Origin of the sequence: Pantoea sp. WEP, from assembly GCF_041678305.1 — a bacterium.
Classification (GTDB): domain Bacteria; phylum Pseudomonadota; class Gammaproteobacteria; order Enterobacterales; family Enterobacteriaceae; genus Pantoea; species Pantoea dispersa.
Genome location: NZ_JBGNXB010000001.1, coordinates 2,560,540 through 2,577,964, shown reverse-complemented (window position 1 = coordinate 2,577,964; position 17,425 = coordinate 2,560,540). Strand labels below are relative to the sequence as shown.

At 57.7% G+C, this 17,425-nt stretch carries 19 protein-coding genes and 3 tRNA genes; 12 read left to right on the top strand and 10 right to left on the bottom strand.

Translation table 11 applies throughout. From position 1 onward, the window contains the following. Positions 1-5: 5 nt before the first annotated feature. Entirely contained in the window at positions 6-920 is a 915-nt protein-coding gene (locus ABVR31_RS12005; RefSeq protein WP_222951082.1) for a DMT family transporter, read from the top strand. Here ABVR31_RS12005 and rutG read toward each other — a convergent pair. Genes rutG through rutA form a run of 6 tightly spaced genes read right to left on the bottom strand, consistent with a single transcriptional unit; the run spans position 917 to position 5,863 of the window. Beyond that, a complete protein-coding gene (gene rutG / locus ABVR31_RS12000) occupies positions 917-2,242 on the bottom strand; it encodes a pyrimidine utilization transport protein G (RefSeq protein ID WP_021508289.1) in 1,326 nt (441 codons plus the stop codon). The genes ABVR31_RS12005 and rutG overlap by 4 nt on opposite strands. 45 nt (positions 2,243-2,287) lie before the next feature. Beyond that, the gene (rutF, locus tag ABVR31_RS11995) at positions 2,288-2,809 is read right to left on the bottom strand and encodes an NADH-dependent FMN reductase RutF (protein WP_058769583.1); all 522 of its coding nucleotides are present in this window, start codon (positions 2,807-2,809) and stop codon (positions 2,288-2,290) included. Between the two features lie 14 nt (positions 2,810-2,823). Then, positions 2,824-3,624: a pyrimidine utilization protein D gene (rutD, locus tag ABVR31_RS11990; RefSeq protein WP_372772858.1), complete on the bottom strand. Its 801-nt coding sequence runs from the start codon at positions 3,622-3,624 to the stop codon at positions 2,824-2,826. After that, entirely contained in the window at positions 3,624-4,019 is a 396-nt protein-coding gene (gene rutC / locus ABVR31_RS11985) for a pyrimidine utilization protein C (RefSeq protein WP_021508286.1), read from the bottom strand. The genes rutD and rutC overlap by 1 nt, the downstream gene beginning before the upstream one ends. A 42-nt stretch (positions 4,020-4,061) precedes the next feature. Continuing rightward, positions 4,062-4,772: a pyrimidine utilization protein B gene (gene rutB / locus ABVR31_RS11980; protein WP_141496467.1), complete on the bottom strand. Its 711-nt coding sequence runs from the start codon at positions 4,770-4,772 to the stop codon at positions 4,062-4,064. Next, a complete protein-coding gene (gene rutA, locus ABVR31_RS11975; protein ID WP_058759710.1) occupies positions 4,772-5,863 on the bottom strand; it encodes a pyrimidine utilization protein A in 1,092 nt (363 codons plus the stop codon). Before rutA ends, rutB begins: the two co-directional genes overlap by 1 nt. A gap of 308 nt (positions 5,864-6,171) precedes the next feature. On the opposite strand from rutA, the gene rutR reads away from it, so the two are divergent. After that, positions 6,172-6,807 (top strand): HTH-type transcriptional regulator RutR, encoded by a 636-nt coding sequence (gene rutR / locus ABVR31_RS11970; RefSeq protein ID WP_031279844.1) that lies wholly within the window; start codon positions 6,172-6,174, stop codon positions 6,805-6,807. Between the two features lie 25 nt (positions 6,808-6,832). Next, positions 6,833-7,807 (top strand): metal-dependent hydrolase, encoded by a 975-nt coding sequence (locus ABVR31_RS11965; RefSeq protein ID WP_222951080.1) that lies wholly within the window; start codon positions 6,833-6,835, stop codon positions 7,805-7,807. A 41-nt stretch (positions 7,808-7,848) separates the two neighbouring features. Here the strand turns inward: ABVR31_RS11965 and cycA are convergent, their stop codons facing one another. After that, positions 7,849-9,240, bottom strand: a complete 1,392-nt coding sequence (cycA, locus tag ABVR31_RS11960; RefSeq protein ID WP_372772855.1) for a D-serine/D-alanine/glycine transporter — start codon at positions 9,238-9,240, stop codon at positions 7,849-7,851. Between the two features lie 286 nt (positions 9,241-9,526). Here cycA and ABVR31_RS11955 point away from each other — a divergent pair, with 286 nt between their 5' ends. Further along, positions 9,527-10,225, top strand: a complete 699-nt coding sequence (locus ABVR31_RS11955; protein WP_141496464.1) for an extensin family protein — start codon at positions 9,527-9,529, stop codon at positions 10,223-10,225. Between the two features lies 1 nt (position 10,226). On the opposite strand, the gene ABVR31_RS11950 is transcribed toward ABVR31_RS11955, so the two are convergent. Continuing rightward, entirely contained in the window at positions 10,227-10,901 is a 675-nt protein-coding gene (locus ABVR31_RS11950; RefSeq protein WP_058759707.1) for a DUF4396 domain-containing protein, read from the bottom strand. Between the two features lie 539 nt (positions 10,902-11,440). On the opposite strand from ABVR31_RS11950, the gene sdiA reads away from it, so the two are divergent. Both sdiA and ABVR31_RS11940 read left to right on the top strand, forming a co-directional pair. After that, the gene (gene sdiA, locus ABVR31_RS11945; RefSeq protein WP_021508278.1) at positions 11,441-12,163 is read left to right on the top strand and encodes a transcriptional regulator SdiA; all 723 of its coding nucleotides are present in this window, start codon (positions 11,441-11,443) and stop codon (positions 12,161-12,163) included. 124 nt (positions 12,164-12,287) lie between these two features. Then, positions 12,288-12,899, top strand: a complete 612-nt coding sequence (locus ABVR31_RS11940; RefSeq protein ID WP_031279842.1) for an acyl-homoserine-lactone synthase — start codon at positions 12,288-12,290, stop codon at positions 12,897-12,899. 31 nt (positions 12,900-12,930) lie between these two features. Here the strand turns inward: ABVR31_RS11940 and ABVR31_RS11935 are convergent, their stop codons facing one another. Continuing rightward, positions 12,931-13,158 carry a DUF2594 family protein gene (locus ABVR31_RS11935; RefSeq protein ID WP_010616664.1) on the bottom strand — a complete coding sequence of 76 codons (228 nt, stop codon included), beginning with the start codon at positions 13,156-13,158 and terminating at the stop codon, positions 12,931-12,933. Positions 13,159-13,591: 433 nt separating this feature from the next. Here ABVR31_RS11935 and uvrY point away from each other — a divergent pair, with 433 nt between their 5' ends. From uvrY to ABVR31_RS11905, 6 genes are all read left to right on the top strand, one after another. After that, complete coding sequence (gene uvrY / locus ABVR31_RS11930) at positions 13,592-14,251, top strand: UvrY/SirA/GacA family response regulator transcription factor (RefSeq protein ID WP_021508277.1); 660 nt, start codon at positions 13,592-13,594, stop codon at positions 14,249-14,251. After that, positions 14,244-16,076: an excinuclease ABC subunit UvrC gene (gene uvrC / locus ABVR31_RS11925; protein ID WP_058769589.1), complete on the top strand. Its 1,833-nt coding sequence runs from the start codon at positions 14,244-14,246 to the stop codon at positions 16,074-16,076. Before uvrY ends, uvrC begins: the two co-directional genes overlap by 8 nt. Positions 16,077-16,144: 68 nt before the next feature. Then, the gene (gene pgsA / locus ABVR31_RS11920) at positions 16,145-16,693 is read left to right on the top strand and encodes a CDP-diacylglycerol--glycerol-3-phosphate 3-phosphatidyltransferase (RefSeq protein ID WP_021508275.1); all 549 of its coding nucleotides are present in this window, start codon (positions 16,145-16,147) and stop codon (positions 16,691-16,693) included. 151 nt (positions 16,694-16,844) lie between these two features. Continuing rightward, positions 16,845-16,920 (top strand) — tRNA-Gly (locus ABVR31_RS11915). A 43-nt stretch (positions 16,921-16,963) separates the two neighbouring features. Continuing rightward, positions 16,964-17,037: transfer RNA gene (locus ABVR31_RS11910), tRNA-Cys, on the top strand. Positions 17,038-17,048: 11 nt separating this feature from the next. Next, positions 17,049-17,134, top strand: a tRNA-Leu gene (locus tag ABVR31_RS11905). Positions 17,135-17,246: 112 nt separating this feature from the next. Here ABVR31_RS11905 and ABVR31_RS11900 read toward each other — a convergent pair. Then, a complete protein-coding gene (locus ABVR31_RS11900; protein ID WP_181444752.1) occupies positions 17,247-17,417 on the bottom strand; it encodes a hypothetical protein in 171 nt (56 codons plus the stop codon). Positions 17,418-17,425: the final 8 nt, after the last annotated feature.

Here is a 17,425-nt window from a genome sequence, read left to right as displayed (position 1 = left end):
GCGTTATGTCTGCTTCCACTTCCCGCCTCAGCCTGCGTATTACGCGTCAGGAGCTGGTACTTATTTTTATCACTATGGTCTGGGGTGGCACCTTTCTGGTGGTGCATCGCGCCATGGCGCACTCGGGGCCGTTCTTTTTTGTCGGGCTGCGTTTTGCTACCGCCTCGCTGCTGCTGGCCTTTTTCTTTCGTCGCTATTTGCGTCACATTACCTGGCTGGAAATCAAAGCGGGTACGCTGATTGGCGTGGCGATTGCCGGTGGTTACGGATTGCAAACCTGGGGTATGCAAACCATTTCCAGCAGCCAGTCGGCGTTTCTGACGGCACTTTACGTGCCGGTAGTGCCGCTGTTGCAGTGGCTGTTTCTGCGCCGGCCGCCGGGCCTGATGGCGTGGCTGGGCATTTTGCTGGCGTTCACCGGTCTGGTGCTGGTAGCGGGTCCGCAGGATGGCAGCCTGACGTTGAATGCCGGTGAGATCGCCACGCTGCTCAGCACCCTCGCCATTGCCGCCGAGATCATTCTTATCAGCCGCTACGCCGGGCAGGTCGATGTGCGCCGCGTGACGCTGGTACAGCTGCTGGTGGCCTCGGCCTGCGCCTTCGTGCTGATGCTGCCCAACGGCGAATCTTTACCCACGCTATCGGCGCCGCTGCTGTTCAGCGCGCTGGGCCTCGGCGCGGCCAGCGCGATGATTCAGGTCACCATGAACTGGGCGCAGCGCAGCGTCTCGCCGACGCGCGCCACGGTGATTTATGCCGGCGAGCCGGTGTGGGCCGGTGTGGTCGGACGCATTGCCGGCGAACGGTTACCGGCGGCGGCGCTGCTGGGCGGCGCACTGATTGTCTGCGGGGTGATTGTCAGTGAACTGCGCCTGCGGCGCAAAAAAGCGGTGCCGGAGCAGGCACCGCATAAGCCTTAAGGCTGCGGGCGCGCCGCCGGCTGGGTCAGCGCGGCACCGCGTCGCTGCAGAATTGCGTTGAGGATGATGGCACCGAAGGTGGCCGTGCCGATGCCGCCGAGGGTAAAGCTGCCAATCTTCAGCGCAAAATCCCCGGCGCCGAGCACCAGCGTGGTCGCCACCATAATCAGATTGCTGTTCTGGCTAAAATCGACATGGTTTTGCACCCAGATACGTGCGCCGGCCACAGCGATTAAGCCAAACACCACAATTGAAGCGCCGCCAATCACCGGGCCGGGAATGGTGTGGATGAGCGCGCCGAACTTAGGCGAAAAGCCCAGCACCAGCGCAATCAGCGCCGCAGCGACAAACGCCAGCGTGGAGTAGACTTTGGTCACCGCCATCACGCCAATGTTTTCGGCATAGGTGGTGACGCCGCTGCCGCCGATGGAGCCGGACAGCATGGTTGCCAGGCCGTCACCGACGAACGCGCGTCCCATCCACGGATCGAGATTGCGCCCGGTCATGCCCGCCACCGCTTTAATATGGCCGAGGTTCTCCGCCACCAGAATAATCGCCACCGGTGCGATCATCACGATTGCCTGCATATCAAATACCGGCGCGGTGGTGTGCGGCAGACCAAACCATGCGGCGCTGGCCACGCGGCTGAAATCCACCGGCTTGCCGAAGCCCATCACGTTGGTCAGCAGAGCGTACAGCGCCCAGGCGACAATCAGTCCTACCAGAATCAGCAGCCGCTGCACCATGCCGCGGGTAAATACCGCCACCAGCCCGATGCACAGCACCGTCATCACCGCCATCCAGCTATCAAACATCGAGGCGGAGACGCTGTGCACCGCAATCGGTGCCAGGTTAAGGCCGATGGCCATCACTACCGCGCCGGTTACCACCGGTGGCATCAGCCGTTCAATCCAGCCGGTACCCACTTTCATCACCACCAGGCCAATCAGCGTGTAGAGCGCGCCGCAGGCAATAACGCCGCCCAGCGCCAGCGCCAGGTTGGGATTGAGCCCCTGACCGTTGAAGCCGGTAATGGCGATCACCACGCCGACAAACGCGGCGCTCGATCCGAGATAACTCGGCACGCGACCACCGGTAATGACAAAGAACAGCAGGGTGCCGATACCGGAAACCAGAATCGCCAGATTGGGGTCCAGCCCCATCAGCAGCGGCATCAGCACCGTTGCGCCAAACATTGCTACCGCATGCTGCAGGCCCAGCACGAACGTCTGCCCGAGCGGCAGGGTTTCGTCCGGGGCAATCAGCCCGTTATCGCTCATGGCTGACTTTTTCTGCCAGCGGGGGAACCAGGAACTCGCCATCGTCTTCTCCAGGGTAGTGGTCGAACCGGGCCGCACGGTGCGGCGTTAGCGGGCGTCCTGCCGTGAAAGGGCATGGTAGCGACGGTCAAACCACATCAGACCGGGCTGGGCATCATGGCGCTCCAGCGCCATCACGTTGCAAAACAGAATGTCGTGTGTCGCCACGCTGACGACCTGCGTGATGGTGCAGTCGAACGCCATCAGCGCCCCCTGCAGAAGCGGTGCGCCGCTGCGCTGCGTGTGCCAGCGGGCGGCGGCGAAACGTTCGGTCATCGGGGTTTTGCCGCCAAACAGCGTCGACAATGACTCCTGCCCGGCGGCCAGCGTGTTCACGCACAGCACGCCGTTATCGCGGAAGAGGGGCCACACCGACGCGTTGCGATTGAGGCAAACCAGCAGCGTCGGCGGCGTATCACTGACGCTGCACACCGCGGTGGCGGTAAAACCGGCGCGTCCGGCGGGACCGTCGGTGGTGATGATATTGACCGCCGCGCCCAGGCCGGACATGGCATCGCGGAAAGCCTGCTGGCTCACTTCGGGCAGCAGGGGCAGTTCATGTACGCTCATCATCGGCTCCGTGATTAGCTGGCGCGGCGAGCCGGCGTGGTGGTGTCCGCCAGCCAGCGCAGCAGCAGCGCATTAAAGTTGTCGGCATCGGTCACGCTCATGGCATGGCCGCCCCACGGCATCTCAATCAGGCTGCCGTTGGGCAGCGCCTGCGCCAGCTGCGGCGAGCAGCTCCACGGCACCAGCAGGTCATCCTGACTGCATATCGCCAGCACCGGCTGGGTGATTCGCGAGGCGTGCGGACGGAAATCGGCCGATTTCAGCGCGTGCAGACGCCGCAGCAGGTTCTCCATGCCCTGGAAATGCGCCACGTGATGCACATCCTCCGCGCTGATGCGCGACTGATGGCGTGCCAGCCATTCGGCCGGATAAAGAAACAGCGGCTGCGCGCGCACAAACGCTTCAACACCAACGTTGAGCAGCAGATCCTGGCGCACCTGGAAGCAGCGCTCGGTGTGGGCATCCAGCGCCAGCCAGCCGTTAATCACCACCACGCGTCCCACGCGCTGCGGATAATCGAGTGCCAGCTGCAGGCCAATCAGCCCGCCAAGCGCATGGCCCACGATGTCATACTGTTCGATGCCGTGCTCCGCCAGCGCGTCGGCCAGTTCCGCTGCCATCATCGCCATGCTGTAACATTCCGGCAGCGTATCGGGGCTGCGACCGGTGCCGCGCTGATCGTAGGTCACCACGCGATAGTGTGGCGTCAGTGCCGCCAGCTGCGGTTGCCAGAAAGCGGCCACGCCGCCCAGCCCGGACGACAGTACCAGCGTCGGCGCGTCGGGCGCGCTTAATCCCTGAATGTCCAGATGCATTACGCCTCCTGCCGGCCAATGTGTGCCACGCTGGCGATTTCAATCAGCGCATCGGGTTTCACCAGACCGCACTGAATACAGAAGCGCGCCGGTTTGTCGCCGGGAAAATAGTCGGCATACACCTGGTTTACCGCCGCGTAGTTGCTCCAGTCGGTGATGAAAATCGAGTTGAAAGTGACGTCCTGCAGGCTGCCACCGGCGGTCTCGATCACTTTTTTGATGGTTTCCAGCACGTGGCGGGTTTGCGCCGCCGCATCCCCGACGTGCACCACGTTGTTGTCGGCATCGAACGGCAGCGTACCGGAAACGTACACCACGCCATCGGCTAAAGTGCCGGGCACAAACGGAGCGATCGGCGTCGTGGTGCCGGGAGGAATAATCACTGTTTTAGGCATGACTCAGAGTCCTTATTATTAAGCGTGCAGGTGAAACGGCGGTTACGACTTCAGCGCCTCGCAGAAGGTGTCGGTATCGCTGACCCAGCCAAAAAAGGTTTCAATGTTGAACAGCGCCGCCTGCTGAGCAAACGACGGTCCGGCCTGATGGGTGGCATCGGCCAGCACCACGCCGAAATACTCGAGGAAAAAGCCGTCGCGCAGCGTCGATTCCACGCAGACGTTGGTGGCAATGCCGGTAAACACCAGATGACGAATACCGCGGCTGCGCAGCATGCTGTCGAGCGGCGTGTTGAAAAAGCCGCTGTAGCGCGGTTTGGGCAGCACAATATCGCCGGCTTGCGGTACCAGCTCATCCACCAGCGCATAATCCCAGCCACCTTTTGCCAGCAGCGTGCCGTGCAGCTCCGGCCGCTGGCGCATGGTTTTCAGCGCGTTGGATTTATGGAAATTGGGCGAACCGGCGTCACCGGCTTCGACATACTGATTATCCCAGCCGTTCTGGAACCAGATGATCTGCATCCCTGCCGCGCGGGCGGCGGTGACCGCCTGATGAATCCGGGCGATAACCGGCTGTGTGGCGGAGACATCAAACCCGGCCAGATCGAGATAGCCGCCCTGGCTGGCGTAGGCGTTCTGCATATCCACCACAATCAGCGCGCTTTGCGCCGGCGGCAGGGCGATGGCTTCCGGGCGCGCCGGCAGAGTCACTGCAGGCTGGCTGCTGCTGTGGGCACAAACGACGGTATTCATTATGCAACCTCCTTGTGGGCGTCAATCAGCGCGCGGCGGCACGCCATCAGCGGCTGGATACGTTCACCAAAATCTTCAATGCCCTGCAGGAAATCATCAAAGGTCAGCAGCACGCCTTCGGTGCCTTCCACCAGCGCCACTTCATCCAGCATGCGTGCCACGCTGGCATAAGAACCGACCAGTGTGCCCATATTGATGTTGACGGCAGAGGTCGGATCCGCCATCTGGCGCACATTGGTGTCACTGCCGGATTTGGTGTCCTGCTGGCTCTGCGTGGTGAGCCAGGCGAGGGCTTCCTCGTCAGCACCGGCTTTATAGTGTTCCCATTTGGCGCGCGCGGCTTCGTCGCTTTCGGCGGCGATAATCATAAACAGCACGTAGGAACCGACGTCGCGCCCGGTTTTGTCCGCGGCCTGTTTCATGCGTGCGGCGGTGGGCGCAAAGGCGGTCGGGGTATTGACGCCCTTGCCGAAGCAGAAGTTGTAATCAGCGTATTGCGCCGAAAAGGCCATGCCGGCATCACTTTGACCGGCGCAAATCACCTTCATCGGCTTCTGCGGCTGCGGACTGACGCGACAGTCGTTCATGGTGAAGAACTCACCTTTGAAGTCGCTCTGGCCAGTGCCCCACAGGTCGCGCAGCACCGTGACGTACTCCGTCAGGTAGTTGTAGCGGCTGGCAAAATATTCATCGCCCGGCCACAGCCCCATCTGCTCATACTCCGGCTTCTGCCAGCCGGTGACCAGATTGACGCCGAAGCGGCCGCCGGAGATGGAGTCGATGGTGGCGGCCATGCGCGCCACGATGGCGGGCGGCAGCGTCAGGGTGGCGGCGGTGGCGTAGATTTCAATGCGTGAGGTCACCGCGGCCAGCCCGGCCATCAGGGTGAAGGACTCCAGGTTGTGGTCCCAGAATTCGGTTTTGCCGCCGAAGCCGCGCAGCTTAATCATCGACAGGGCAAAGTCGAAGTGATAGTGCTCAGCCTTGAGCACAATCGCTTTGTTGAGCTCAAAGGTCGGCTTGTATTGCGGGGCATGCGTGGAGATGAGCCAGCCATTGTTGCCAATCGGAACGAAAACGCCAATTTTCATGTGAAACCTCTCTGCATTGAACATGGATTGCTTCACGCGCTGCGTTGCTTCCTGCACGCATCCTGCGGGCGGCGCTCGATCACAAAATTGCAAAGCCTGTGCCACAATTTTAAAAGTGATACATAACAATCGGTTAAAATTAGCGACGTAGTAAATCCTGAGTGACTGGTCCAAAACAGACCATCTGGTCAAAACAAATTGCACGTTTTTCATGCGTCACCTGAGCGAAAAAGGTGCAGGGCACAGCATTAGGCAGGAAACAGGGCGTTTGTTATGATGCGATTTCGCAGGATGGAAGAGGTAACAGTGTGAAAAGCGATGAAAAAAAGCCAGGACGCCGATCGCGGGCCGTTGCGGCGAAACGGGCAGCTATTCTGGAAGCGGCATTGGCCTTCTTCTCGCAGTTTGGCATTCACGGCACCAGTCTGGATAAAGTGGCTGAGCGCGCGGACGTCTCAAAAACCAACCTGCTTTACTACTATCCGTCAAAAGAAGTGCTGTATGTGGCAGTACTGAAAGAGATTCTTGATGTGTGGCTGGCGCCGCTGCGTGCGCTGCGTCATGACCAGGATCCGCTGGTGGCCATCCGCAACTATATTCGTCTCAAGCTGGAAGTGTCGCGTGACCATCCGCAGGCATCGCGCCTGTTCTGTCTGGAGATGCTGCAGGGCGCGCCGCTGCTGAAGGGCGAGCTGGCGGGGGATTTAAAAGCGCTGGTGGATGATAAAGCGGCGATTATCGAACAGTGGATCGCCGAAGGGCGTATTGCCGGCGTGCAGCCGCAGCATTTGTTCTTTCTGCTATGGGCGACCACGCAGCACTACGCTGATTTCGCGTCCCAGGTGGAAGCCATCACCGGCCAGACGCTAAACGATGCGGAATTTTTTGCCCAGACGCTGGATAACGTTCAGCGCATGATCATTGAAGGGATCCGCGTGCGCTGATCCCGAAGGCTGACCAGGAGAGTGCATGGATTCGCTATCACAACTAACGCTGGGCGCGGCGGTGACCGTGGCCGTAATGGGCAAACGCGTGCCGCTGTGGCAGGCGGCGCTGGCGGGGGCGGTCGCGGGCACGCTGCCGGACCTCGACGTGTTTATCGACCACGGCGATGCCATCCGCAACATGACGCTGCACCGCACCGAGAGCCACGCGCTGCTGTGGCTGACGCTGGTGGCACCGTTATTTGGCTGGCTGGTGGCTGGCGCGACGCGCAGCCGGCAGCACTGGCGAGCCTGGTGCCTCGCCATCTGGCTGGCATTGATCACGCATCCGCTGCTGGACCTGACCACGGTGTACGGCACGCAGCTCGGGCTGCCGCTGACCGATTACCCGTTCGCCATCGGCAGCATGTTCATCATCGATCCGCTCTATACGCTGCCGCTGCTGTTCGCCCTGATCGTCGCACTGTGGCGGCGGGATGCGTGCGGGCTACGCTGGAATCAGGCCGGATTGCTCATCAGCACACTGTACCTGGGCTGGAGTATGGTGGCGCAAAGTATTGCTACCCGGCATATTGAGCACCAGCTGACGCAGCAGGACGTGCAGCCGCAGCAACTGCTGGTGACGCCCACCGCGTTTAATACGCTGGTGTGGCGCACGGTGATTATCACGCCGCAGCGCTACGGGGAAGCCTGGTGGTCGCTACTGTCGCCCGATCGTCCCTTACAGATCCGCTGGTACGATCGCCATCCCGCGCTTTTTGCGCCGTTTAAAGGCCAGTGGCACGCGGAACGCGTTGCGTGGTTCAGCCATGGATTTTATGCCATGCGCCAGCAGGGCAACGATACGCTGATTGTGGATTTGCGCATGGGGGAAGAGCCGGATTACACCTTTACCTTTAATCTCGGTTCCGCCGCAGCGCCGGCAGCAGCACCACAGCGGGAAGATTCGCTGCGGCCGTCGCTGGCGCAGGCGTGGCACAAATTCACAGAACGCTTATAACGAAAAAGGCCCGGATAACCGGGCCTTTTCGTTTAGGTGGATCAGGCTTTACGCCGGCGTAGCAGCCAGCCCATGGTCAGCACCACAAACCACAGTGGCGTCACCATCAGCGCCTGGCGCGTATCTTCCTGCAGTGTCAGCAGCACCAGCACAAAGGCAAAGAAAGCCATGCACACCCAGCACATCAGCTTGCCGAGTGGCATTTTGAAGCGTGACGCCGCATGACGCTGCGGATGCTGTTTGCGGTAGGCCAGGTAGCTGCACAGGATAATGGTCCAGACAAACATAAACAGAATCGCCGAGACCGTGGTCACCATGGTGAAGACCGTCATCACATCCGGAATCAGATAGATCAACGCCACGCCAGCCAGCAGACACAGGCAGGAGAAGAACAGGCCGGTGGTCGGCACCGCGCGCGCTGAAAGGCGGCCAAACGCTTTATGCGCCACGCCCTGTTCCGCCAGGCCATACAGCATGCGGCTGGTGGAGAAGATGCCGCTGTTGGCTGAGGAGGCTGCGGAGGTCAGCACCACAAAGTTAACGATGCTGGCAGCGGCCGGCAGGCCAATCAGCACAAACATTTCAACGAACGGACTGCGATCCGGCATGACCTGGTTCCACGGCGTCACCGCCATGATCACCAGCAGCGCCAGCACGTAGAACATGATGATGCGCAGCGGGATCGCGTTGATGGCGCGCGGCAGAACTTTATGCGGATCTTTGGTCTCCGCCGCCGCCGTGCCCACCAGTTCAATGCCGACAAAGGCAAACACCGCAATCTGGAAGCCGGCAAAGAAACCGCTCAGCCCTTTCGGGAACATGCCGCCGTGATCCCAGATATTGCTCAGCGCCGCGTGGCTCCCGTTCGGCGAAGGGTAGTGCAGGCTGACCAGCACAATCCCGGTGATGATTAACGCCACGATGGCGACAATTTTGATAATGGCGAACCAGAACTCCATCTCGCCAAACAGTTTTACCGTGGCGATGTTCAGGGCAAGGAAAACAAACACGCACAGCAGCGCGCTCATCCAGATCGAGAAGTCCGGGAACCACAGCTGGAAATAAGCGCTGATCGCCACCACGTCGGCGATGCCGGTCACCACCCAGCAGAACCAGTAAGTCCAGCCGGTGAAATAACCGGCCCACGGCCCGAGCAGATCGGCGGCAAAGTCGCTGAAGGATTTGTACTCAAGGTTGGAGAGCAGCAGCTCACCCATAGCGCGCATCACAAAGAACAGCATAAAACCGATGATCATATAGACGAAGATGATCGACGGACCCGCCAGGCTGATGGTTTTACCGGAGCCCATGAACAGACCGGTGCCAATGGCACCGCCGATGGCGATAAGCTGGATGTGACGGTTATGCAGGTTGCGCCGGAGTTTATCCGGCTGTTCGGCCTCAATGGGCGCCGCTTTAGATTGATCAACCATAAAAATATCTTTCCTGTCTTGATGTTGTGTCAGCTCTGCTGGCTGTTGAATAACGTGCTGTTGCACAGGGCAAGAGGGCATAAGATAGAGTAAAGGCGGCCACTCTCGGTAATGGTTTTTAAACCTTTGTACCCTTTTGCGTGCTTTACCGTGTCAGTAAATATTTACATGGCGCGCCGTGCCGTCATTTTGCGTAAATGTTCTGCAAATGAGCCGCTTGCACCCCGCAGCGCTGCGCAGGGTTCTACACTTGTCATTTCGATGAACCCGGAAAAAGTGAGGCAGCGTGCGCGCATTGCTCGCGATAGTGCTGCTGGCCCTGTGCGGCTGGTGGAGTTTACCCTGGCTGAAAACGCATCTGCCGCCACAGTGGAATCCGTTTATACCGCTCCAGGTTACCGATCCGCCGGGCTGGATGACGCGCTACAAGCTGCAGCGGCTGAGCAGCGATCCGGCCGCGTGTCTGGCGGTGATGCGTGCGGCCAGCGCGCAGGGCAGAGTCAGTTTCCGTGAGGTGCCGCCGCTGCAGGGCGATTGTCCGATTGATCAACCGCTGCGCATCAGCCGCTTCGGTGAGGTCACGCTGAGCAGCAGTTTTCTTGCCAGCTGTCCGATGGCGGTGGCCAGTACGCTGTATGTTACGCGCAGCAATGCGGCGCTGCAGCAGGCCGGCATTACCTCGCCGCTGCGCCGCATCGCGCACGTTGGCAGTTACGCCTGCCGCAATATTTATCACCGCCAGGAAGGACGCCGCAGTGAACACGCGACGGCAGATGCGTGGGACATCACGGGGTTTCAGCTGGCGGACGGGCGCTGGCTGCAGGTAGGCAAAAACTGGCAGCAACCGCCGCAGGCCGCTGCCGGTTTGCACGCGTTATGGCGCAACGGCTGTGCCAGCTTCGGTAATGCGCTGGGGCCGGATTACAATGCGGCGCATGCCAGCCATTTCCACCTTGGCATGCGCGGCGCAGGCTTTTGTCGCTAAACTACACCGCCGGGTTTAATCCGCGTTTGATGAGGAAATGATTTGCCGGCCAGGAGAAAATAAATCCGGTGAGCATCGCCAGCTGTAACATAAACCAGAAGGCGCTGAGCAGGGGATTGAGCTGTTGATTAAGCACATATTTTAGGGCCAGCGTCATAAAGATAAAGATTCCCGTTTGATAAATCAGCAGCGGAAAGGTTTCTGTTTTCAGCGCTAATAATAACGTACGGACAATAGAAAGTTGTTCCCGCTGGCGAATGGCCAGAAACTGAAAAAATAATCCCGCCAGTAACGAAATCATCACGCAAATAACCGCCTGTAACCACAGCGCCGGGCTAATAGCAAAATGCTTGAGCAGAGTGACTATTGGCAGGGTGATGATGTCGCCGAATATACAGGCGGCGGCAGAGAGCGAAGTGGAAATAAAAATGGTTTGCCAGCTGGCATAACCGGTTAATCCGGATGGCAGCAGCAGCGCCAGTTTTCGCTGACGTGACGGTTTACGCCCGAGATACCACCATGCCAGCCAGCCGAAAAACGGCATGTACAGCCCGGTGAGCGGCCAGATGATATTCATGACCGCCAGCGGATGCGGGTGACGCAACAGATCTTTAGCGATCATCAGGGCGGTACACACGCCCACGACCAGAAAAGGTAATGCCAGCTGGTTTAACATAGTCAGTCCCACTCAGTTTGCTGAAATCGCGCCAGCCTGCGGAGCTATGCTGGTGCCTGCCACCTTGCGCCTCTGCTAAAGCGTAGCTGGAAAAGACGGTGCCGGAAATGTCTGCCACAGGGGCACGGCAGGGAAACACTGCAGAAATAACTGGAATTAAGCCGCGCTGCGGACTTAATCAGCAGGAAGATTATGACGGGCGGTATAAAAAAGGGGAATGGCAAAGATAATAGCGATTAATGATGAGGCGAATGTTTTATCTGCGAAGTCTGGCGTTTAATCAACAGGACGATTGAAAATTCTTCAGAAAAATCTTATTCTGATTCGCACAACTTATCATCCTGATGGTGCCGCTGGCAAACGCACCCTAGTTTAATTTCTCATTTGGGTAACATATTGACAACAAGGTAGTTATCACTTTTTGCCCGCAATGCCGCTCTGGTTTCAATCAATATTTTTTCTCTGGTTAATTTATTTTTTACATTAATCGGCACAGATATCCTGTTATGAATAAGGCGTGAAACAGCGCCAGGGCAATAATGACCATCGATAATTATTTCGTCTGGCGAGGCGAAACTGAAAAAGAATTTCAGGCGCTTTCCGAAGTGCTGCAATTGAAATCGCTGCTGCAAAAACATGTTGAGGCCCTTGGATTTGATGCTTTTGCCTTTTTGGTACAGCATCCCGTGCCTTTTACCCGACCGCGTATTTTTCTCTTTAGCACCTATCCGCAGAGCTGGGTGAAACGCTACGAGAGTGAAAATTACTATGCGGTGGATCCGGTGTTAATGCTCTGCCAGCAGCCCGGTCGCGGCGTGGAGTGGACGCGTGATTTATTTACCGGCGCAGGCAATTTATGGGCAGAAGCCAATGCCGCAGGGCTGGTAAGTGGCTTTTCATGCTCGGCAATGGCGCTAAATCGTGCCATTGGTATATTATCTATAGCATCGCAACAACCCAGCCAGACCCAGCACAGACGCGTTGAGCTGGAGGTGCAACTGCACTTCCTGGCGGAGCTGAGTTTGCGTGTGCTGGACCGTCTGAATGACGGCTCAATGGTGGTGTTATCGAATGATTTTAGTCAGCGCGAGCTGGAAATATTGAAATGGACAGCGGAGGGAAAAACCTCAGCCGAAATTTCCCTCATTCTGGCTATTTCTGAACACACGGTAAATTTTCACCAAAAGAATATGCAAAAGCGTTTTAATGTTTCCAATAAAACGCAGATTGCCTGTTATGCCGCAGCCATCGGCCTGATATAGCGAAAAGGCAACTACTAATTTTAGTAGTTCCTAAGCCGCAGTCAGTTGTCTACCCTGCGCCGGAAACTCCGCCAGGCTGGCGCTTAATAAATCATTGCAAACATGGGGATGTCAGGGGCGCATGATGAAAATAATTCAAACACAGCTAAAGGATATGCCGTCCTCTTTGCTGGCCGAGTTGGGCACCTATCGTTACAGCGTCTTTGCGCGTGGCGAGGGCTGGTCAATTCCGCCGCGACTCAGCACGCCGGGACAGGAATACGATCGCTTCGATCGTTCCGATGTCACCTGGCTGATTGCCTGGACTGCGCGTCAGGGCATTTGTGGCTGCGCACGTCTGCTACCGTGGCACGAGCCGGAAGTGCCGGAAGGCATGGTGCTGCCTTTTGATCAGCAAAAAGTGTGGGAAATGTCGCGCTATTCGGCCCGCCTTGAAGTGGATGCCGAGCTGCCGCTGAACATCTTATGGCATTCGGTACAGCTGGCAGAGCTGAGCGGGATGGAGTATTTGATCAGTTCGGCCACGCCGATGCTGGAGAAGATGTTTGAGCAGCATCAGGTGGTGTACGAGCCGCTCTCGCCGGGACTGATCCAGTCAGAAGACAATCTGTTTGCCATTCGTATTCCGGTGCAGCAGCCGGCGCTGGCGGAAAAGTATCGCGGCACGCGTCGCTTCAGTCCGGAAGAAGTGCTGCCCTCGCTGGGCGTGTCGGTCAACTGGCAGTCACACAGCTAACGCCCCGCGCAGGATGCGCAGGGCACGCCGCTTACTGACGGTAGGCGGTTTTAATCTGGCGGATGGTGTTGCTGAATACCTCGGCCTGCGGTTTATCGGCCAGCGCGGACTGAACGTAGCGCTCCATGTTGATGATCACCTTACCGGCATCAGCCTGGCCCATGCCTTTCAGGATCAGCGTCACCATCATTTTCAGGCAGGCAACTTCATCCGCCAGCGCCTGGGTATCGCGCGATGTTACGAAATCTTCATCACTCATCATTATCTCCTTGGTGGAATGACCTTGTGCGCACACATTCTTCCCGTGCATAAAAAACAGAGTATATCATACGCTTGATGGAAGAATTTAGGCCACATCATCGACCCGCGCGCAGACGGTTAATTAATTGCGCCGTTCGCTATTTTTTGTGCGCAAAAAACTTCCACGGAAAGATTATTTTTTTGTGCTGCGGGCGGGAAGAAGCGAAGGCGGGTTATAAATTATAACTTAATGATATTAGTCACATTTTAACAATTTTATTCCAGTATGGTATTGCATCAGCTAAAAAAAACAATCACTGCGGCCTGCTATTTGACATGGGTCATTAGTTTTGAGATTTATCTGGCGCCCCTGATGTTCTTTCCACGCGAAACCCGGTAAGATAACGCCCCTGAAATATATTTTCCCCCACTAACCTGCGGAGTACGTCCCGTTGATCAGCCTGCTTCTTGTTGATGACCATGAACTGGTGCGCGCCGGTATTCGTCGCATACTGGAAGATATGAAGGGACTGGTGATTGCCGGGGAAGTGGCCTGTGGTGAGGATGCGGTAAAATGGTGCCGCACTCATCCTGTGGATGTGGTGCTGATGGACATGAACATGCCCGGCATTGGCGGACTGGAGGCGACGCGCAAAATCGTGCGCTTCAATCCGGATATCCGCATCATCATGCTGACTATCCACACCGAAAATCCCCTGCCAGCGAAAGTCATGCAGGCCGGTGCGGCAGGTTATCTCAGCAAAGGGGCGGCGCCGCAGGAAGTGGTCAGCGCCATTCGCTCGGTGCACGCTGGTCAGCGTTACATCGCCTCTGATATCGCTCAGCAGATGGCGCTGAGCCAGATTGAGCCGCAGCGCGCCGAATCACCGTTCAGCTGTTTGTCGGAAAGGGAATTGCAGATTATGCTGATGATTACCCGAGGGCAAAAGGTGACGGAGATTTCCGAGCAGCTTAACCTGAGCCCGAAAACCGTTAATAGCTATCGCTATCGCATGTTCAGCAAGTTGAACATCAGTGGTGACGTAGAGTTAACGCATCTGGCCATACGCCATGGCCTGTTCAATGCGGAGCCGTTAATCAGTAGTGAGTGACGTTTTCAATCCTAAAGCCTTTCTCAGCACTGTGACCAGTCAGCCCGGCGTCTACCGCATGTATGACGCGACAGGCACGGTGATCTATGTTGGTAAAGCCAAAGACCTTAAAAAACGCCTGAGCAGCTATTTCCGCACGCAGGTGGGAAGCCGTAAGACCGAAGTGCTGGTCAGCAACATCCATAATATTGATGTCACGGTCACCCATACCGAGACCGAAGCGCTGCTGCTGGAGCACAACTACATCAAGTTGTATCAGCCGCGCTACAACGTGCTGCTGCGCGATGATAAGTCGTACCCCTATATTTTCCTTAGCGGCGATCCGCATCCGCGCCTGGCGATGCACCGCGGTGCCAAACACGCTAAAGGCGAATACTTTGGTCCGTTTCCCAACGGCTATGCGGTGCGTGAAACCCTGGCGCTGCTGCAAAAGGTGTTTCCGATTCGCCAGTGCGAGAACAGCGTCTACCGCAACCGCTCGCGCCCGTGCCTGCAGTATCAGATTGGCCGTTGCCTCGGCCCCTGCGTCGCCGGCCTGGTGAGCGAAGAGGAATATGCGCAGCAAACCGACTATGTGCGGCTGTTTCTGGCCGGTAAAGACGATCAGGTAATTAATCAGCTGGTGCAGCGTATGGAGCAGGCCAGCGTGGGCCTGCGCTTCGAAGAGGCGGCGCGCCTGCGGGACCAGATTCAGGCGGTGCGGCGGATTACAGAGAAACAGTTCGTCTCCAATCAGGGCGATGATCTCGACGTGATGGGCGTGGCCTATGACGCCGGCATGGCCTGTCTGCACGTGCTGTTTATCCGGCAGGGCAAAGTGCTGGGCAGCCGCAGCTATTTCCCGAAAGTGCCCGCAGACACGGAACTCACCGAAGTGGTGCAGACGTTTGTCGGACAGTTTTATCTGCAGGGCAGCGAAGCGCGCACCTTACCGGCTGACATCCTGCTGGACTTCACTCTGCCTGAGCGGGAACTGCTGGCCGCATCGCTGAGCGAACTGGCCGGGCGCAAGGTCAGCATTCAGAGCAAACCGCGCGGCGACCGCGCGCGCTACCTGAAGCTGGCGCGCACCAATGCCGCTACGGCGCTGACGACGCGGTTGGCGCAGCACTCGACTATCCAGCAGCGTCTGGCGGCGCTGGCGGCGTTCCTCAAACTGGAGCAGATTAACCGCATGGAGTGTTTCGACATCAGCCACACCATGGGCGAACAGACCATCGCGTCCTGCGTGGTGTTCAACCGTGACGGCCCGCTGCGCGCTGACTATCGCCGCTACAACATTGAAGGAATTACTCCCGGTGATGACTACGCGGCGATGAATCAGGTGCTGCGCCGTCGTTACGGTAAGGCGCTGGAACCGGAAAAGATCCCGGATGTGATCCTGATCGATGGCGGTAAAGGGCAGCTGGCGCAGGCGCAGCAGGTGTTTGCGGAACTGGATGTGCCGTGGGATAAAAACCGGCCGATTCTGCTCGGCGTGGCAAAAGGCAGCGACCGTAAAGCTGGCCTGGAAACCCTGTTCTTTGCGGCGGAAGGCGAGGGCGTTTCGCTGCCGCCGGACTCGCCGGCGCTGCATGTTATCCAGCACATTCGTGACGACGCTCACAATCATGCAATTTCGGGCCACCGGAAAAAACGCGCCAAAGTGAAGAACACCAGCGCGCTGGAGAGCATCGAAGGCGTCGGACCCAAACGGCGTCAGCAGCTGCTGAAGTACATGGGCGGCCTGCAACCGCTGATGAATGCCAGCGTCGATGAGATCGCTAAAGTACCGGGTATCTCCTTCGCCCTGGCGGAAAAAATCTACTACTCGCTGAAACACTAACATTGAAACAGGGTGGGCAATGTAGGAACATACGTTAAATCCTACTCACACCAGACAGTTACTGGCATATGCAATTTAACATTCCGACGTGTCTTACCCTGTTTCGAGTTGTTCTGATCCCGTTCTTCGTGCTGGCGTTCTATCTGCCATTTCACTGGGCTCCCTTCGCGACGGCGCTGCTGTTTGTCATTGCTGCGGTCACTGACTGGTTTGATGGCTTCCTCGCGCGTCGCTGGAAGCAGACAACACGTTTTGGTGCCTTTCTCGATCCGGTCGCTGACAAAGTGATGGTGGCGATGGCGCTGGTGCTGGTCGCCGAGTATTTCCACGCCTGGTGGATCACGCTGCCGGCCGCCACCATGATCGCGCGTGAAATCATTATCTCGGCCTTACGTGAGTGGATGGCCGAGATTGGCAAGCGCAGCAGCGTGGCGGTATCGTGGATTGGCAAAGTGAAGACCACGGCGCAGATGCTGTCGCTGGTGGCGCTGCTGTGGCGTCCGGACGCGACCGTAGTCGGCGTTGGCGTGGTGGCGTTGTACATCGCAGCGGTGCTGACTTTCTGGTCAATGTTCCAGTATTTAAGCGCGGCACGCGGCGATTTGCTCGATAGCTGATCGATGCGATTTAAAAAGCAGCAAACGGACGCAGTGTGTGGATAATTCTATTGACTCGTTGCGTCAGATAAGTAGAATGCATCGCATCGAACGGCAGCAAGGCTGCAAGAAGCTGAATAAAATCAGCAAGTTCGGTGAAGCATAAGCAAATGCGGGAATAGCTCAGTTGGTAGAGCACGACCTTGCCAAGGTCGGGGTCGCGAGTTCGAGTCTCGTTTCCCGCTCCAGATATTGCAATACGTCGCAGACGGCTTGCACCTCAGATTAAAAGGCGCGTTGGCAGAGTGGCCATGCAGCGGATTGCAAATCCGTCCACCTCGGTTCGACTCCGGGACGCGCCTCCAGTTTACACCCTGCCCGGGTGGTGAAATCGGTAGACACAAGGGATTTAAAATCCCTCGGCTTATGGTCGTGCGGGTTCAAGTCCCGCCCCGGGCACCATATTTAATACCGAATAAAATCAAAGCAATAAGTAGCAATGTCGTGACCGCCCAAGGGCGGTTTTTTTGTGCCTGAAAAATAAAAACGGGACATAATGTCTGTCCCGCTAATCTCAATCCTGTGGCTGCCCGACCGGGCCTTCGCCTTCGCTGGCACCAGGCACTGACTGCTTGCTGGGCGCGTGTGGACGTCCGTCACTGCCCACCGCGTCGCTGTGTTGCATACAGCCGGCCAGGGTAACCAATGTCAGTGCCGCTAAGGCTGCCTTGATCAAACCACTCATCTTGCTCT

Excerpts from the sequence above, each read along its gene's own strand:
- sdiA (WP_021508278.1), top strand. The coding sequence starts at position 11,441 with ATGACCATCGATAATTATTTCGTCTGGCGAGGCGAAACTGAAAAAGAA.
- rutF (WP_058769583.1), bottom strand. The coding sequence starts at position 2,809 with ATGAGCGTACATGAACTGCCCCTGCTGCCCGAAGTGAGCCAGCAGGCT.
- ABVR31_RS11940 (WP_031279842.1), top strand. The coding sequence starts at position 12,288 with ATGAAAATAATTCAAACACAGCTAAAGGATATGCCGTCCTCTTTGCTG.
- ABVR31_RS12005 (WP_222951082.1), top strand. The coding sequence starts at position 6 with ATGTCTGCTTCCACTTCCCGCCTCAGCCTGCGTATTACGCGTCAGGAG.
- rutA (WP_058759710.1), bottom strand. The coding sequence starts at position 5,863 with ATGAAAATTGGCGTTTTCGTTCCGATTGGCAACAATGGCTGGCTCATC.
- ABVR31_RS11900 (WP_181444752.1), bottom strand. The coding sequence starts at position 17,417 with ATGAGTGGTTTGATCAAGGCAGCCTTAGCGGCACTGACATTGGTTACC.
- rutB (WP_141496467.1), bottom strand. The coding sequence starts at position 4,772 with ATGAATACCGTCGTTTGTGCCCACAGCAGCAGCCAGCCTGCAGTGACT.
- ABVR31_RS11965 (WP_222951080.1), top strand. The coding sequence starts at position 6,833 with ATGGATTCGCTATCACAACTAACGCTGGGCGCGGCGGTGACCGTGGCC.
- ABVR31_RS11950 (WP_058759707.1), bottom strand. The coding sequence starts at position 10,901 with ATGTTAAACCAGCTGGCATTACCTTTTCTGGTCGTGGGCGTGTGTACC.
- rutD (WP_372772858.1), bottom strand. The coding sequence starts at position 3,624 with ATGCATCTGGACATTCAGGGATTAAGCGCGCCCGACGCGCCGACGCTG.
- rutC (WP_021508286.1), bottom strand. The coding sequence starts at position 4,019 with ATGCCTAAAACAGTGATTATTCCTCCCGGCACCACGACGCCGATCGCT.
- ABVR31_RS11935 (WP_010616664.1), bottom strand. The coding sequence starts at position 13,158 with ATGAGTGATGAAGATTTCGTAACATCGCGCGATACCCAGGCGCTGGCG.
- cycA (WP_372772855.1), bottom strand. The coding sequence starts at position 9,240 with ATGGTTGATCAATCTAAAGCGGCGCCCATTGAGGCCGAACAGCCGGAT.
- pgsA (WP_021508275.1), top strand. The coding sequence starts at position 16,145 with ATGCAATTTAACATTCCGACGTGTCTTACCCTGTTTCGAGTTGTTCTG.
- rutG (WP_021508289.1), bottom strand. The coding sequence starts at position 2,242 with ATGGCGAGTTCCTGGTTCCCCCGCTGGCAGAAAAAGTCAGCCATGAGC.